This window comes from Marinomonas sp. G8-14 (assembly GCF_055808935.1).
This window is the reverse complement of sequence record NZ_CM147891.1, coordinates 4,044,368-4,061,886: the sequence shown is the minus strand read 5'-3', so window position 1 is coordinate 4,061,886 and position 17,519 is coordinate 4,044,368. Positions and strand designations below refer to the sequence as shown.

The window sequence follows — 17,519 nt, the reverse complement described above, 5'->3', positions numbered from 1 at the left end:
AAATATGACGGAATCATCCAGTGACAAACTGATTGAAGTGTTACGTAAAGCGGTTTCTAGAACCAGCATGCTGGCTGAAGGAAACGACCCAAAACTTGATTCCGTCGTACGCCAAATACGGCAAGCCATTACCAAAGGTGCCAATGCTGAAGAAATACAAGAGGTTCTTAACAATGCGGAACCTCTATTAATTCAAAGCGACGAGGCACAAGCAAGCCGAGCTAGGCAAGTTCGAAGCGTTTTAGAAGAGCTTATCAACCTTCTTGAAAAGCAAGAAAGTAAACGTGTCCCTCAAAACGAAAAGAAACAACTTGAAGCACAAATACGCTTACACTGGCAGTCTGCCTCACAATGGCCTCAACTGTTAAAAGGCTTTCTAACGCTGGCAGAAAACACTCTCAGCCAAGCAGAAGTCGATCCCGCACGCAGTTCGTTTTTTAAACGCTTATTCAATCGAAACCGTAGCACAAGCGATTCACAAAGAAATGATCAAGACATCATGATGCAAATTAGCCATACTCTGGCAGGCCTCATGAATAATTTGTCCTTGCCTAGTCATTACGACGAAGACGTTGTTGACTTAAAGAAAGCACTACTCGGCAATAATAATTTACAGCAACTGCCCAGTTTGCTGGATGAAGTTATCAGCTTGATTATGATTGCGATCGGCAAAAATCAAGAAAGCCTGACCAATTATCTCAATCAACTAAATAAGCAACTGGCCAGCATCAACGAATCTATTTCCAGCAGCTACTTTTCACAAAAATCTTTATCTGAAAGCCGCGAAGGATTTAATACAAAACTACAAAAACAAGTGAGTGATACCTCAAAAGCCGTTAACAGCGCCGATGACCTAGACAGCCTTAAAGCCATTATCAACGATAGGTTGTCGACTATTTCCACTACCATGACAGAATACAAGACCAAAATGGTCGAACAAGAAAAGCATGCTACACAGTCCATTACCTTGCTAAAAAACAAGGTCACTCGAATGGAAAAAGATACGGTATCCTTGCGCTCGTTATTACAAGAGAAACTTGCCCAAGCAATGACAGATACGCTAACAGATTTGCCTAACCGTACAGCCTATCAAGACACCATTTTGCCCTTGTGTAAAGTCACACAGAAAAACCAAAAATCACTTTGCTTAGCCGTTTGCGACATAGACCATTTTAAAAAAGTTAATGACACATGGGGGCATCTGGCTGGCGATAAGGTCCTTAGACTGGTGCCAAAACAAATTCGTAGTGTTCTGGATAAAACGGATCTGATTTTCCGATATGGCGGTGAAGAGTTCGTCATTATTTTCCCCAACACCACGCTCGCTCAGGCCATAGAACGTGCAGAGGCCATTCGCCTTGCTGTTATCAAAACCCCTTTTAATATGCAAGGCGAACCCGTTTCTATCTCCGTCTCAATGGGAGTCGCGGAATTGCATACTCAAGAAGAACCGGAATCCTTGTTCTCTCGCGCCGACAAGCAGCTCTATTTAGCGAAAGAAGCAGGACGAAATAAGGTCATGGCACACAAATAGTACTGATAAAGCAGTACCCGTGCCTTGCCGACACGGTTACAATAACCGCTTAAATAAAGAATATGGCGCATGATACCGCCAGTAGGATGAAGTAGTTTATGCAAGACGATCAGAAAAAAACCACTGACTTTGGCTTTAAAGAAATCCCAACCGACGAAAAAGTAAAAGCGGTCGCACAAGTTTTTCACTCCGTAGCCGCAAAATACGACATCATGAATGACCTGATGTCCGGTGGTATCCATCGCCTTTGGAAACGTCATACTATTAGTCAATCTGGTGTCCGCGCTGGGCATTGCGTTCTTGATATCGCTGGTGGCACAGGAGATTTAACCCTTAAATTTTCTCGTCTTGTAGGTACACAAGGTCAGGTTATTCTCGCTGACATTAACGATTCTATGCTAAAAGTCGGTCGTGATAAGCTTGCTAACCAAGGTGTGGTCGGTAATGTTAAATTTGTCCAAGCCAATGCAGAAGCACTGCCATTTCCCGACGATACGTTTGACTGCATTACCATTGCTTTTGGTTTGCGCAATGTGACGGATAAATCCAAAGCACTCGCCTCTATGTACCGTGTATTAAAACCAGGTGGACGTTTATTGGTGCTTGAATTTTCTAAGCCTGAGTCCGAACTCTTATCACAAGTCTACGATCAATATTCTTTCCGTTTACTACCAGCCATGGGCAAGTTGATCGCTAATGACGCCGACAGTTACCGCTATCTTGCTGAGTCCATTCGCATGCATCCAGACCAAGAAACACTAAAAAGCATGATGGATGATGTTGGATTTGAGCGTACCAGTTACCAAAACTTAACCGGCGGCATTGTTGCGCTTCATAAAGGGTTTAAATTCTAGTTATGCTAACCAGTGTTTTTCGCTTATTGCGTATTGTATTTACCGTCGTTCGATTTCGCCTTGATGTCTTTATTCCTTTTGGTCTACTGCCTTGGTACATTCGTTATACGCTTGGCGCTGTGTGCGCTATTGGGCGTAAACGTGCACAACAAAATAGAGGCGAGCGACTGAGGCTAGCACTAGAGTCTTTGGTACTCTATTTTTGTTAAATTTGGACAAATATTATCCACGAGGCGCGATTTACTGGATGATGACATTGCTGATGAGCTAGCAAAGCTTCAGGACAAGGTGCCGGCATTTCCAGGCCATGTCGCTCAAGCTATTATTGAAAGAGATTTAAAAGCCCCAGTTTCCGAGGCTCTTTGCTAAATTTTCAGCTACTCCATTAGCTTCCGCCTCCATTGCCCAAGTTCACACTGCAACACTGCACTCTGGCGAAGAAGTAGTAGTGAAAGTGATCCGCCCTCATATAGAAAAAACCATCAGCAAAGACATCAGCTTGCTTTACACCTTGGCCCATCTTGTTGCGAATATGAGCGCCGATGGTCGTCGTTTAAGACCAGTAGAGGTAGTAACCGACTACGAATACACTATTTTAGATGAACTAGACCTTGCCAAAGAAGCTGGCAATACCGGTTTATTGCAGCGCAACTTTACTCACTCTGATCTGCTTTATGTACCGCAAGTGTACTGGGATTTCAGTCATCGCAATGTCATGGTGATGGAACGTATTTCAGGTATTCCTGTTGCCGATATTGCAGCCCTGAACAAAGCTAACGTGGACATGAAATGCTTGGCAGAACGTGGTGTTGAAATTTTCTTCACTCAAGTTTTCTCACATAGTTTCTTCCATGCGGATATGCACCCAGGCAACATTTTTGTTGATGTAAGTAACCCCAAAAAACCTAAATATATTGCCATTGATTGCGCGATCATGGGCAGCTTAGACGATGCTGATAAGAGCTACTTAGCTCGAAATCTTCTGGCATTTTTTCAACGCGATTACCGTTTAGTCGCCGAACTGCATGTGGAAAGTGGCTGGGTACCAAAAGGCACTCCTGTACACGCTTTTGAATCGGCTATCCGCAGTGTCTGCGAACCCATGTTTGCAAAACCACTGAAAGACATTTCTTTTGGTCAAGTACTCATTGGATTATTCCAAACGGCACGTCGCTTTAACATGGAAGTACAACCCCAGTTGGTTTTATTGGAAAAAACATTATTGAACATTGAGGGGTTAGGACGTCAACTGTATCCAGATTTGGATCTATGGGTAACGGCAAAGCCCTTCTTAGAAAAATGGATGAGTGAACAAATGGGACCAAAACGTGTCATGGAAGAAGTGCGCAAACAAGCACCACAGTGGGCTGGCCAATTACCACAAATTCCTAACTTGATTTATACGGCATTGTCTCAAATGTCCCATCAAGAAGAACGTATGCAAGCACAAACCCAAGCCATTGAGCAACTTAGTAAGGAATTACAAAAAGGACGTAAAAACACCCCCTTTCGTTTGTTGGGCATATTGAGTTTGGCAAGCGCTTGGATGGTGACAGACCCTGAGTCACTAGAACACTTACAAACCGCTGATATAGCTAGCCTAGGCTTATTTCTTGTGGGCCTTTACCTACTTGTCTTAAAACCGTAACATTCGAGAGATTATAATGAGATCCGATGTATTGGCTGAGTTAGCAGCCACTCTAGAACAACGTAAAACCGCCGCCGCTGATTCTTCTTATGTTGCTAGTCTACACGCAAAGGGATTAAATAAGATCCTAGAGAAAGTAGGCGAAGAAAGCATTGAAACCATCATTGCTGCGAAAGATGCTGTCATCTCTGGCGATAAGTCTGATTTGATTTATGAAACAGCAGATCTCTGGTTTCACACACTTGTCATGTTATCTCATTTAGATATTGGCCCAGAGGCGATATTGGATGAATTAGCACGTCGATTCAACTTGTCTGGCTTAGACGAAAAAGCCAATCGTAACAAATAAAAATGGGAGAAAAATATGTTCGGTGGAATCAGTATTTGGCAACTTTTGATCGTATTAGCCATCCTAATTCTTATCTTTGGCACCAAAAAACTTAAAAATCTCGGGTCGGACCTAGGCGGAGCCGTAAAAGGCTTTAAAGAAGCCGTTGATAAAGACGACAAAGCAGAAGATGACAAAGTCGCCCAGCACAAAGTGATTGATGCTGATGTCAAAAAAGACGATAAGAGCGCCTAAGCTGTGTTCGATATTGGCTTTTCTGAACTGCTTGTTGTTTTCGTTGTTGGCCTGTTAGTGCTCGGCCCTGAACGTTTGCCTCATGCTGCTAAAATGGCTGGGTTGTGGGTGCGTAAAATAAAACGCAGTATTAATTCCGTACAAAGAGAAATTAATGCTCAGCTTGATCAAGAGGAACTTCAGCAAAAAATCAGTGAAACGAATCAACGCCTTTTAAAAGAGGAACGTGCTATTCAAAACACGATTTTACCCGTGGCAACTCAAGAACCAGTTGCTGAGCATAAAGACGCTCAAGCGAACATTGAAGCAGAACAAGCACCGTTATCCGATAAACTAAAAGCAGACACAGCGATAGAGATCGACCAACCGGCAAACCATACAGAGAAAACGCCTGAAGCCACATCTCGTCCTTAACGGAACGAACTTTGACAAACTATACGCGGACATGTGACGCATTATGAGTACAGATTCTTCAAATCAAGCACCATTGGTTGCTCATCTTCTCGAGCTTAGAAATCGTTTACTAAAGTCGGTTTTAGCGATACTGATTTTATTTGTTGGCCTATATGCGTTTGCCAACGACTTATACCTTATTGTGTCTGAACCATTACGACTTTTGCTACCTCCTGGCAGCTCATTAATAGCAACAGAAGTCGCTTCGCCTTTTTTAGCCCCCCTAAAGCTGACATTTTTTGTTTCTGTTTTAATCTCTGTTCCTTATACCCTGTATCAAGCATGGTCCTTCATTGCCCCAGCCTTGTACAAAAATGAAAAACAAATTGCGATACCCTTATTGGTGTCCAGTATTTTCCTTTTTTATGCTGGCATCTTGTTTGCCTATTACATTGTTCTGCCATTGATTTTTGGCTTTTTCACGACAGTAGGACCTGGCGAAGTCACGGTCATGACTGATATTAATAATTATTTAAACTTTGTACTCAAACTCTTCTTTGCGTTTGGCGTCACCTTTGAAATTCCTGTCGCTACCTACTTGCTGATCAAAGCCGGTGTGACAACCGTTGCGGCTTTAGCAAAAAAGCGCCCTTATATTTTTCTAGGTTGCTTTGTCGTTGGCATGTTGATCACACCGCCTGATATTTTCTCGCAAACTTTGCTAGCCATACCTATGTGGTTGCTGTTTGAATTGGGCCTTTTGGCGGGACGCACTGTTAAAGTGGTTGTCGATGGTAGCGAAGAGCGGAGTGAAAGCACTCAGTCGGCTCAGTAAAACCTCAAACTTAACCATCATTTTTTAGAGCACTTGAACCTAATTCAAGTGCTTTTTTTTTATATCACCGCCCTCTCTCAACAAAACGACTCTTCATCGATTTATGCCAGAGTGCTATTGTGCTGAACAACCTAACGTATATTGAGAGGCTTTCCCGCTATGCAGATAATAAATGCGAATGCTGTCAACCAAGTATTGAGCTTTGAAACACTGATTCCAGCGATTGAGAAAACGTTCCAACAGAGTTTTGGAATGCCACAAAGACAAATATACCCTTTACCCAGCGGCTCGTTGGATAAGCATGATACGTTTGCGGTTCTTCCCGCATGGACAGAAGAAGTATTAGGCGTGAAATCCTTCACTCATTATCCGGAAAACCCAGAAAAAGGACGCCTCACTGTCGCCGCCCAAGTGTTACTTTTTTCTCGACCAACTGGCGCGCCGCTCGCTCTGGTCGATGGCACCAGTCTAACGTATTGGCGAACCGCAGCTGTATCAGCTCTGGCTGCTAACTATATGGCAAAGGAAGATGCCTGCACACTTCTCTTGTTTGGCACAGGGGAATTAGCGCCTTATATGGCACTCGCCCACGCCAGCGTTAGACCACTTCATACCATTTATGTTCATGGTCGCTCAGAAGAAAAAATGCGCAAGGTACAACAAAAAATCAAACATATTCGCCCCGACCTTAACGTAGAGGTATGTGCACATTATGAAGAAGTGATTACTGGCGTCGATATCATCAGTTGCGCCACTGGCAGCCCAACCCCCTTATTTAAAAGCGCCTCTCTTGCTGCTGGCACTCATATAGATCTGGTGGGTAATCACCACAGACACTGTCGAGAATGCGACTCCGCTACCGTTAAAATGTCGCATGTCATTGTCGATAGCCTCTTGAATGTATTAAACGAAGCGGGCGATATTTTAATCCCACTGGAGGAGGCCTGCATCAAGGAGGATCACCTACAAGGTGAACTTGCGCAGCTGTGTAATGGGACAATAAAAGGTCGACTCAACAACAGCCAAACCACTTTATTTAAATCGGTTGGCACTGCTCTTGCCGATGTAGCCAGTGCCTATCATGTTTACCAATTGCTGAACCGTCCGTAAATCAACCAAATATAAGACTTAATCAAGCATAAAGGTAACAGGGCCATCATTGGTAAAAGAGACTTTCATGTCGGCTCCAAAACGCCCTGTTTCAACCTTACTGTATTGAGCACGCACTTTATTCACAAAGTCATTAAACAGACGCTCTCCCTCTTCTGGAATTGCGGCTGTAGAAAAGCCAGGACGCAAACCTTTCTTAGTTTCAGCAGCCAAGGTAAATTGCGACACCAATAAGACACCACCAGAAACCTGCTGAACATTTAAGTTCATTTTGCCCTCTTCATCACTAAACATACGGTACTTCAACAATTTATCAGCCAGCCTTTGAGTGTCCGTCTCGGTATCACCTTTCTCAATACCGACCAATACTAGCTGACCATGATCAATTGCGCCGATGATGTCACCATCAACAACAACGCTCGCATTTAACGCTCGCTGCACCAAGACTTTCATCCCTATCTCCTTTTACTTACCAATACTCACTCAGCTAAATAAAACACCTGACTTTAACAAAGTTTAGAAAAAACAAAAGCGCCCGAAGGCGCTTCTGTCGCTCACGAATTCATTTGCATGAATTCATTTGCTGCTGCTCTTTGTAAAGGGTACTTTCATACCTTTTCAAAAATCGCTATTACTTACGACCAGCGCGTTTACGCTCGTTTTCAGTCAATAGTTTTTTACGAATACGAATACTGACTGGCGTCACTTCTACCAACTCGTCGTCTTCGATAAACTCAAGTGCTTGTTCAAGCGTGTGACGAATCGGTGGCGTCAAGGTCAAAGCTTCATCCGTACCAGAGGCTCGCATGTTCGTTAACTGCTTACCTTTAACTGGGTTAACCGTTAAGTCATTATCGCGTGAATGAAGACCGATGACCTGACCTTCATATACTTCAACCGCGTGACCCAAGAACAAACGACCACGGCTTTGTAGGTTAAACAAAGCAAACGCCGCTGTTTTACCTGTCACCATGCTGACCAACACACCGTTCTGACGACCACCTACATCACCGTCTTTTACAGGACCGTAATGATCAAATACGCTGGTCATAATACCAGAGCCAGAAGTGAGCGTTAGGAACAAACCACGGAAACCGATTAGACCACGAGAAGGCGCCATGAATTCAAGACGCACACGACCTTTTCCATCGGGTTCCATGTTGGTCAATTCCGCTTTACGCAAACCAAGCTCTTCCATGATAGAACCTTGATGTTGCTCTTCAACGTCGATAACGACACGCTCAAAAGGTTCGTGGATTTTGCCATCGACTTCTTTTTGGACCACTTCAGGACGGGAAACCCCCATCTCAAAGCCTTCGCGGCGCATGTTTTCAATCAATACAGAAAGATGTAGCTCACCACGGCCAGATACAATAAATTTATCCGGTGTTTCACCTTGGCGAACACGCAATGCCACGTTATGGATAAGCTCTCGATCAAGACGGTCTGAAATATTACGAGTGGTAATAAATTTACCTTCTTTACCGGCAAAAGGAGAATCGTTGACCATAAAGGTCATACTTACCGTCGGCTCATCCACTGACAATGCTGGCAATGCTTCAACACAATCAGGATTACATAAGGTATCAGAGATACTCAAGCCATCAATACCCGTAATGCACACGATATCACCAGCACCGGCTTTATCGGTATCAACACGCGCCAGACCATGATAGCCCTTCACGTTTAACACTTTACCTTTACGCTCTTTGCCATCAGCAGACTTAACAACAACCTGCTGGTTTGGAGACAAACTACCGCGTGTGATACGGCCGATACCGATAACACCGACATAAGCATCATAATCCAATGCAGAAATCTGCATTTGGAACATGCCATCTGGGTCAACATCTGGCACTGGCACACTGTCTACAATCATTTGGTACAGCGGCGTCATGTCTTCCGCCATGTTCTCTGGATCATTACCAGAAATACCGTTGATAGCAGACGCGTAAATAACAGGGAAATCTAACTGCTCTTCTGTTGCACCAAGACTGTCGAACAAATCAAACACTTGATCCATAACCCAATCAGGACGAGCACCTGGACGGTCAATTTTGTTGATAACAACGATAGGACGTAGGCCACGCTCAAATGCTTTTGAGGTTACAAAACGCGTTTGCGGCATTGGACCATCCACAGCGTCAACCAACAAAAGTACAGAATCAACCATAGACAATACACGCTCAACCTCACCACCAAAATCGGCGTGTCCAGGTGTATCCACGATATTAATACGGTAGTCGTTCCACATGATTGACGTGTTTTTCGCCAAAATCGTGATGCCACGTTCTTTTTCTTGGTCGTTAGAATCCATGATTCGTTCAGAACCTTGATCTTTACGATCCAATGTGCCAGATTGGCTTAATAGCTGATCAACCAAGGTTGTTTTACCGTGGTCAACGTGGGCAATAATAGCTACGTTACGTAACTTATTGATATCATTAGACATTTATAGTTCTCTGCGTTTAGCGTGAGCAAAAAGATGTAACGCCGCTTGATACGAACAAGTATGCTCTTCAAGCGTCTCGAATCTTGGTGCGGGGTAAAATTCGCGCAATTGTACCCTGATATTTGTGAATATCCCATTAAAGTGGCTAAAAAAGTCAATAAAATATTCAAATATTCATTTTTTGATGCCTTTTTCACGAACAGGCTGGTCTAGTGTTTGTGACCAAAATTGCGCGGCAAGCTCTTCCATCTGTTGAACCTGCACATTTACCTTATCACACTCTTTTGCGTCTTGCTCACCGTGTAAAACCAATCCATTGACTACTTTTACCGCATTAACCATTCGATTACTGATGTCACCTGCGCAGACATTTTGTTTTAGCATCGCATTCGCCGTTTCTTGCATTTGTTGATGCACCGATTCGATTTCTGCCTGAGCTTCAATCAATTTAAGTTCTGCTGCATTCACTCTCACTTGGCTTTCTTGAGCAACAAGATAGGCTTGCTCCATTTTAGATAATGCTAACATAGACCCTTTTTGCAGACGCTCCATAACAGCAACAATATCTTCGGTTGAATGATATGTACGATTTGCCAGCCCTCTGACCTCATCGGCCACAACGGCAAAACCTCGTCCTTGATCACCCGCTCTTGCGGCTTCAATTGCGGCATTAAGCGCCAATAAGTTTGTTTGCTCAGCAACCTCTCGAATAACAGCCACAACAGAAGAAATTGCGTTACTATCGGCGTTTAAATTCAATAACCCGTCACGTGCTTCTTCAACCTGCTGACAGACACGATTCATTGCCGATCGAGAGGACTGCATTCCCTCTCGTCCTTCCGCCATGTAACTTTTTGCCATGTTAGCATTAGCCTCACTTTTCTGAACGGACAAAGACGCCGCTTCCGTTACCAAGACCATATTTTGTGACGACTGCTCAATTAGGCAAAAATCATCCGATAAAGTATTAAAAGCTCTCTGCTTACTATCAATACTGGCACATATTGTTGACTGCCTTGCCCTCACATTTTTAGCAAAATCACTTATGCGCCCCATAATCGCTGCGGTCTCACCACGTAACCGGATCATGGCAAGGCGCAGCTGACCTACTTCATCCGTCCGGCCAGTGTAAAGATACATAGCCAACGATGAATCTGAGATGATTTTTGCTTCTTCAAGAACGCTTTTAAGTGGTCTTAACACTCTCTCTACACTGATTAAACAGGCAAACAAAGCCCCCCATTCAAATACACTTTTTAACCAAATTAATTGAAAAGCAGCACCAACAAAAGACAAGCCAAAACACAACGAAATAATTAGTGGCAATTTCTGGAACAATGACAACTTCGGCCTTCGTAATTTTCTAAAAGCCTTTTTTTCATCTAATAAGCTGTTCTGGTAGAGCTGTTCCGCTCTGTCGCGAACATTTTTTTCAGGGCTGCGTCGAACAGATTGATATTCTGTAATCACCCCATTACAGCAAATGGGGCTAACATAGGCGTCAACCCAATAATAATCGCCATTTTTACACTGATTTTTTACAATCCCCATCCAAGATTGTCCACACTGTAAATGCCCCCAAAGATCTTTAAAGGCTAATGCGGGCATATCTGAGTGACGTATAATATTATGAGGCTGCCCAATTAACTCATCTGACTGATAACCACTCACCTTTTCAAACTCAGGATTCACGTACTTTATGGCACTATTGAGATCGGTGATCGACAAAATATTCGCATCAAGATTCACAACACGCTCTTTTCTAATCGCTGTATGTGGCATTCCTCGCCCTCTTTAAAATGAACAAAAACCAATAGACTTAAAGGGCAACAAGCATAGGCAGCATAAAAAAAGGCTCTTGATATGAATCAAGAGCCTTTCTGTATTAAGTAATAGTTTGTAAACCAAAAAATAACGACTGTTACCTAATGTAAGTGTTTAAAAGTACATTAAAATGCAGCCAAGAAATTAGAATGACAATTTAATATGTTGTGTGTTTTTAGGGCAAATAGACTCCTACATTTTCGTGCCCTTTGCCTAATAAATAAGACGCTTGCATTCGACTCATAACACCTTTGCCACAATACAATAAATGCGTCACCTCTCGCTCTAAATCGCTCCAGCTGGACTCTAAAGCAAAGAAGGGGATGGCTTTAACAGGCCGACCACTGACTTTTAGTGGACGATTACTTACTTCGTCTGGGTGGCGAATATCAATAATAACTTCGTCACCAACCGGCATGCGGACCACAGGCACATCACCTTGATATTGTTTTGCCACATCGTCCATTACATTCTGGATGGATACAATGCTTGCATTCGCTATGGCCTGTTCCAAAACCTCAAAGTTAAAATTGGCTTCTTGCTTTTCAACACGATGCATTTTTGCTCGTGTTGTTGGTTTCACAGAAATAACACCACAAAATTCAGGCATACTGGCCGCAAAAGGGGCCGTACCAATCTCAATCGCTTTATCAATTATTTCCTGCTTATTCGTGGTAATCAAAGGACGTAACACCAGTTCTTCCGTCACTTGATCAATCACTTTTAAGTTCATTAACGTTTGGCTAGATACCTGAGCCACACTTTCCCCCGTGACTAGGGCTTTCGCACCCACCTCTTTCATTAGCTGAGAAGCAGCACGCAACATCATGCGTTTTAAAATAACGCCCATTTCGGAATTGTCGACTTTGGTTAAAATTTCACCAACAACCGCTTCAAAAGGCACGGTAATGAATTTCACATTTAATGCCGAACCGTATTTTTCCCAAATAAAGTTGGATACTTGCTTAACACCTATTTCATGAGCATCACCACCGAGATTAAAAAAACAAAAATGCGTCTTCAAACCACGGCTCATGGTCAAATAAGAACTAACGGTTGAGTCATAACCACCTGACATCAATGACAACACAGGGTCTTGGGACCCAAGTGGGTATCCTCCGAGACCTTTAACTCGTTGCTCAATCATCCAAACTCGATTGTCTCGAATATCAATAGGCACTAACACTTCGGGGTCTTTCAAGCGTACAGCCAAAGCACCACAACGGGCTCTTAAACAGCCGCCAATGTATCGTTCTGCATCAATGGAAGTAAAATCATGTTGACCAACACGCTTTACTCGAACCGCAAACACAGCCCCTTTAATGACATCCCCATAAGAAGCTGCCGCTTGCTCGACAATATCATCCAAGCCTGTCAGCGGGAATTCGCGAACATACTGAAAATGCGCGATGCCAGCTATATTGGAAAGAGCCTGTATGAAATCCTCTCGTCGCTCATCCCTATCTGAAAACACCTCAATGAAATCCCAATTACCCGAAACAATCACATCAGAGTCATATTTTTTAAGCACCAACTTAATGTTGTGCTTAAGCTGCTTAATAAACGCTTTTCGTACTGGACGACTTTTAATAGTGATTTCTGCAAAGAACTTAACAATAAACTTCATAGGAGATGCGATTCATTCCGGAGATTAAAAAGAAGACAAATATTATAAAGAAAAGCGTCTCAATACGAAAACACCAAAACTGCACCAAAAAAGAACAAAAGCACAACATTGCGCACCAAAATGAATCATTAAGACTTTTTTATAGACCTTTTTTGGCAACCAATAAGTGCACTGTAAAATTAAAAAATTCTATCTTATTGTAATATAAGACTTTATTAGACCGCACAAAATTCTGGCACAAGTTATGCTTTATATTCGACAAATGGCGCTTTATATTGAAGCACTCTATAAACGAAAAGTAATTTCGCTTTCACTACGACTGGAGAACAACTATGTCAAACAAGACCCTTGCCTTGATTGCTGAGCATGACGCGAAGTGGGTTGACCTTCGCTTTACCGATTTTAAAGGTAAAGAACAACACGTAACTATTCCAGCTATTACGGTAGATGAAGAGTTTTTTGAAAACGGTCAGATGTTTGATGGTTCTTCCATTACTGGCTGGAAAGGCATTAACGAATCCGACATGATCATGATGCCACAGGATGATACTGCGATTATCGATCCTTTCACCGAAGAGTCTACAGTAATTGTTCGTTGTAACGTCATTGAGCCTTCTACAATGCAAGGCTATGACCGCGACCCACGCTCTGTTGCGCTACGTGCCGAAGAATTCCTTAAATCAACTGGTCTTGGCGATACAGCATTCTTTGGTCCAGAACCAGAATTCTTTATTTTTGATGATGTTAAGTGGAAAACTGACATGTCAGGTTGTTCTGTAGAGATCAACTCTGAAGAAGCAGCTTGGTCTTCTAACAAGAAGTTTGAAGGCGGCAACATGGGTCACCGTCCTTTCGTAAAAGGCGGCTATTTCCCAGTGCCACCAGTTGACTCTCACCACGACCTTCGTGGCGCTATGTGTGGCGCTATGGAAACCATGGGCTTAGTTATTGAAGTTCACCACCACGAAGTAGCAACAGCTGGCCAGAACGAAATCGGTGTTAAATTTAACACTCTCGTTAAGAAAGCAGATGAAGTTCAAATTCTTAAGTACTGTGTGCACAACGTTGCTCATGCGTACGGCAAAACAGCGACTTTCATGCCAAAACCAATCGTTGGCGACAACGGTTCTGGTATGCACGTTCACCAATCTTTCTGGAAAGATGGCCAAAACCAATTTGCTGGCGATCAATACGCTGGTCTATCTGAAATGGCGCTTTATTACATCGGCGGTATCATCAAGCACGCTAAAGCATTGAACGCGTTCACTAACGCTTCAACGAACTCTTACAAGCGTCTTGTGCCTCACTTCGAAGCACCTGTTATGCTAGCTTATTCAGCTCGTAACCGTTCAGCGTCTATTCGTATCCCATACGTTTCAAGCCCTAAAGGCAAACGTATCGAAGCGCGTTTCCCTGATCCAACCGCTAACCCATACCTAGCATTCTCTGCTATGTTGATGGCGGGTATTGATGGTATCAAAAACAAGATTCACCCTGGCGATGCAGCAGACAAAGACTTGTATGACCTACCAGCAGAAGAAGCATTGGCTATCCCTACTGTGGCTAGCAGCTTGGAAGAAGCGCTAAAATGTCTAGATGAAGACCGCGCATTCCTAACACAAGGTGGTGTATTCTCTGATGACATGATTGATGCTTACATTGCTATGAAATCAGCAGAAGCTCGCCGTGTGTCTATGACAACTCACCCACTTGAGTTTGAACTGTACTACAGCGCATAAGCTCAAAAGCAACTAAATACCAAAAAGCCTCGACCTTGTTCGAGGCTTTTTTTGAGCACATCTCAGCTTTTTTTTGCCCCAAAATAAACACAGTCGCTCATTCGCACTATAATAGTGCAATAGATTTTTTTCTTTACACAAAAACCTTACTAAACAAGCCACTTCACCATGCCCAATGTTGGTTCGTTTTTTGCAATTAATCTAGCATATAGAGAAGAGCAGACTTTAAATAGCAACAAAAATGCAGGAGTCAACAGATGAGGCACATACTGTGTATAGCTTATTAATCGACCATTTATCTACCGCCGTTATTCAGCTGAGTGACAAACTAGAGATCGAGTATTTAAACCCTGCTGCCGAAATGTTGCTCGCCGTCAGTCGACGTCGAATTTATGGCCATGATCTGGGTGCCGCTTTTCGGGAAGACGAGGACAGTATTCAAGCACTGTATGCTGCCATCAAGTCAGGTCATCCATTCACAAAACGTGAAGCGGAAATAGAGTGTAATAACAATAAAAAGCTTTTTTGTGACTACACCGTCACACCGATTATGGGGACCTCTAACGATACAGAAAGTATCATCATAGAACTGTATCCGAGGGACAGGATGAAACGTATTTCGCAGGAAGACGAAATCATTGCCAACCATGAAACCAGTAAAGAACTGGTCCGTGGACTCGCTCATGAGATCAAAAACCCACTTGGCGGCATCCGCGGGGCGGCACAGTTAATCAGCCGTGCTTTCACTGACGAAGCATTGAACGATTACACACAGGTCATCATTGAAGAATCAGATCGTTTACGTGACCTTGTTGACCGACTCCTGGGGCCGAGACAACTGCCAAAAAACAAACCTCTCAATATTCACAAAGTTATTGAACGCGTAAGACAACTCATTTCAGTTGAAACCGACAACCAGGTTGAATTGATTCGAGATTATGACCCTAGTATTCCAGACTTAATTGGTGATGAGTCTCAACTTATACAAGCTTTGCTCAACATCACCAGAAACGCCATGCAGGCACTAATGGATGATGCTGATAATCGCCATAAAACCATTCATATGGTGACACGTGCATTACGCCAATTCACCATCGGCTCTAAACGTCATCGTTTGGTATGCAAAATCAGCATTATTGATAATGGCCCAGGTATTCCTGAAGCCATTCTCAAAACCCTCTTTTATCCCATGGTCAGCGGACGAGCCGATGGAACAGGCTTAGGGCTGTCTATCGCGCAATCCGTTATTCATCAGCACCATGGCATTATTGAATGCAACAGTTACCCGAAAAAAACCGAATTTAATATATTAATTCCCATTGAGATGACAGTCCAAGACCAGGAGAAACACTCATGACACCAGAAGAAACCGTATGGATTGTTGACGACGATCGCTCTATTCGCTGGGTACTAGAGAAAACGTTAGAACAAGAAGGGATTCAATGTCGCCTGTTTGATTCAGCTGAGAATCTTGTCAATATGATTGATAAGGAACAGCCAAGCGCCATTATTAGTGACATCCGTATGCCGGGCATGGATGGTTTAAAACTATTAGAAAAACTGCAAAAAGATCATCCCTACTTGCCGGTTATTATCATGACAGCACACTCTGACCTCGAAAGTGCTGTCGCCTCCTATCAAGGTGGCGCATTTGAATACTTGCCAAAGCCTTTTGATGTTGAGGAAGCGGTCAGTTTGGTGAAACGCGCCATGCTGCACCACCGTAATGCCAGACCTAGCACGGACAATATGGAAATCGAAGCTGAGCCGCAGGTAGACAAAGAAATTATCGGTGAAGCTCCCGCTATGCAGGAAGTGTTTCGAGCTATCGGCCGACTCGCAAAATCGAATATTACCGTATTAATTAACGGTGAATCAGGAACAGGTAAGGAGCTCGTCGCACAGGCTTTGCATACTCACAGTCCTCGCTCTGCCAACCCTTTTATCGCCCTTAATATGGCGGCCATTCCGCACGACTTAATTGAATCGGAATTGTTTGGCCATGAAAAGGGCGCCTTTACAGGGGCCAATACACAACGACGCGGTCGTTTCGAACAAGCCAACGGTGGCACTCTCTTTTTGGATGAAATTGGTGACATGCCAGCAGAGACACAAACACGCCTATTACGTGTTCTCGCTGACGGTGAATTTTATCGAGTAGGTGGTCACACTCCCGTTAAAGTAGACGTTCGGATTATCGCCGCCACGCATCAAAACCTAGAGAATCTAGTACAAAAAGGATCGTTCCGTGAAGATTTGTTTCACCGCTTGAATGTTATTCGTATTCATTTGCCTAAACTCGCAGAAAGACGCGAGGATATTCCCAAATTAGCCCGTCATTTTTTAAGTCGAGCCGCAGAAGAGTTAGCCGTTGAACCAAAGCAACTGACCAAAGAAACAGAAAACTATCTGACCCAACTTGATTGGCCTGGTAACGTTCGTCAATTAGAAAACACCTGCCGCTGGTTAATCGTTATGGCGTCTGGCCGTGAAGTTTTGGTAGAAGATTTACCCCCTGAACTACTTGCCGCCGTTCCTCATGAACAACCTTTTGCTTCATGGGAAGAAGCGCTTAAAAACTGGGTAGACAACACCCTAGCCACAGGACAAAAAGGCATTCTAGATCAAGCTGTACCTAAGTTTGAACGAATTATGATCGAAACCGCTCTTGCCCATACTGGTGGACGTAGACGAGACGCCTCGCTTTTATTGGGTTGGGGACGCAACACCTTGACTCGAAAAATTAAGGAGCTAAACATTGATCACGCTGAACACGACGAAGATTAAAACATCGCTGTGAAAAAAGTAATGCAGGTCAATCTATTCATAAATTGCCTGCATTATCTCAGTTTTCCACTATTTTGGACTTGCTTTTACTGACACAATCCCCTACTAATTAAAGACTATTAAATGATCACTA

14 protein-coding genes and 1 pseudogene are annotated in these 17,519 nt (G+C 43.4%); 11 read left to right on the top strand and 4 right to left on the bottom strand.

Features of this window, described 5'->3' with window-relative positions:
• Positions 1-4: 4 nt before the first annotated feature.
• The 8 genes and pseudogenes from AC0L6V_RS20820 to lhpI all read left to right on the top strand — a co-directional run bounded on the left by AC0L6V_RS20820 (position 5) and on the right by lhpI (position 6,957).
• Positions 5-1,534 (top strand): GGDEF domain-containing protein, encoded by a 1,530-nt coding sequence (locus AC0L6V_RS20820; protein WP_265220222.1) that lies wholly within the window; start codon positions 5-7, stop codon positions 1,532-1,534.
• Between the two features lie 98 nt (positions 1,535-1,632).
• Positions 1,633-2,388, top strand: coding sequence for a bifunctional demethylmenaquinone methyltransferase/2-methoxy-6-polyprenyl-1,4-benzoquinol methylase UbiE (gene ubiE, locus AC0L6V_RS20815; protein WP_111606747.1), 756 nt, complete (start codon positions 1,633-1,635; stop codon positions 2,386-2,388).
• Between the two features lie 2 nt (positions 2,389-2,390).
• Positions 2,391-4,036: pseudogene (gene ubiB, locus AC0L6V_RS20810) on the top strand (ubiquinone biosynthesis regulatory protein kinase UbiB).
• 16 nt (positions 4,037-4,052) lie between these two features.
• Positions 4,053-4,385 (top strand): phosphoribosyl-ATP diphosphatase, encoded by a 333-nt coding sequence (locus AC0L6V_RS20805; protein ID WP_111606745.1) that lies wholly within the window; start codon positions 4,053-4,055, stop codon positions 4,383-4,385.
• A 15-nt stretch (positions 4,386-4,400) separates the two neighbouring features.
• A complete protein-coding gene (gene tatA, locus AC0L6V_RS20800) occupies positions 4,401-4,619 on the top strand; it encodes a Sec-independent protein translocase subunit TatA (protein ID WP_111606744.1) in 219 nt (72 codons plus the stop codon).
• A gap of 3 nt (positions 4,620-4,622) precedes the next feature.
• Positions 4,623-5,033, top strand: coding sequence for a Sec-independent protein translocase protein TatB (gene tatB, locus AC0L6V_RS20795; protein WP_265220221.1), 411 nt, complete (start codon positions 4,623-4,625; stop codon positions 5,031-5,033).
• A 43-nt stretch (positions 5,034-5,076) separates the two neighbouring features.
• On the top strand, positions 5,077-5,847 hold the full coding sequence (gene tatC, locus AC0L6V_RS20790) for a twin-arginine translocase subunit TatC (protein WP_265220220.1): 771 nt from the start codon (positions 5,077-5,079) through the stop codon (positions 5,845-5,847).
• A 159-nt stretch (positions 5,848-6,006) separates the two neighbouring features.
• Complete coding sequence (gene lhpI / locus AC0L6V_RS20785; RefSeq protein ID WP_265220219.1) at positions 6,007-6,957, top strand: bifunctional Delta(1)-pyrroline-2-carboxylate/Delta(1)-piperideine-2-carboxylate reductase; 951 nt, start codon at positions 6,007-6,009, stop codon at positions 6,955-6,957.
• Positions 6,958-6,975: 18 nt separating this feature from the next.
• Here lhpI and dtd read toward each other — a convergent pair whose 3' ends face one another.
• The 4 genes from dtd to thiI form a co-directional block, all read right to left on the bottom strand.
• Positions 6,976-7,410, bottom strand: coding sequence for a D-aminoacyl-tRNA deacylase (gene dtd, locus AC0L6V_RS20780; RefSeq protein WP_265220218.1), 435 nt, complete (start codon positions 7,408-7,410; stop codon positions 6,976-6,978).
• A 178-nt stretch (positions 7,411-7,588) separates the two neighbouring features.
• Positions 7,589-9,409, bottom strand: a complete 1,821-nt coding sequence (typA, locus tag AC0L6V_RS20775; RefSeq protein ID WP_265220217.1) for a translational GTPase TypA — start codon at positions 9,407-9,409, stop codon at positions 7,589-7,591.
• A 174-nt stretch (positions 9,410-9,583) separates the two neighbouring features.
• Positions 9,584-11,191 (bottom strand): methyl-accepting chemotaxis protein, encoded by a 1,608-nt coding sequence (locus AC0L6V_RS20770; protein ID WP_265220216.1) that lies wholly within the window; start codon positions 11,189-11,191, stop codon positions 9,584-9,586.
• Positions 11,192-11,408: 217 nt separating this feature from the next.
• Positions 11,409-12,860: a tRNA uracil 4-sulfurtransferase ThiI gene (gene thiI / locus AC0L6V_RS20765; protein ID WP_409419014.1), complete on the bottom strand. Its 1,452-nt coding sequence runs from the start codon at positions 12,858-12,860 to the stop codon at positions 11,409-11,411.
• A gap of 332 nt (positions 12,861-13,192) precedes the next feature.
• Between thiI and glnA the strand changes: the two genes are divergently transcribed.
• The 3 genes from glnA to ntrC all read left to right on the top strand — a co-directional run bounded on the left by glnA (position 13,193) and on the right by ntrC (position 17,386).
• Entirely contained in the window at positions 13,193-14,599 is a 1,407-nt protein-coding gene (gene glnA, locus AC0L6V_RS20760; RefSeq protein ID WP_265220215.1) for a glutamate--ammonia ligase, read from the top strand.
• A 271-nt stretch (positions 14,600-14,870) separates the two neighbouring features.
• Entirely contained in the window at positions 14,871-15,956 is a 1,086-nt protein-coding gene (glnL, locus tag AC0L6V_RS20755; RefSeq protein ID WP_409419871.1) for a nitrogen regulation protein NR(II), read from the top strand.
• Positions 15,953-17,386, top strand: a complete 1,434-nt coding sequence (gene ntrC / locus AC0L6V_RS20750; protein WP_111606736.1) for a nitrogen regulation protein NR(I) — start codon at positions 15,953-15,955, stop codon at positions 17,384-17,386. Before glnL ends, ntrC begins: the two co-directional genes overlap by 4 nt.
• The last annotated feature ends 133 nt before the right edge of the window (positions 17,387-17,519 follow it).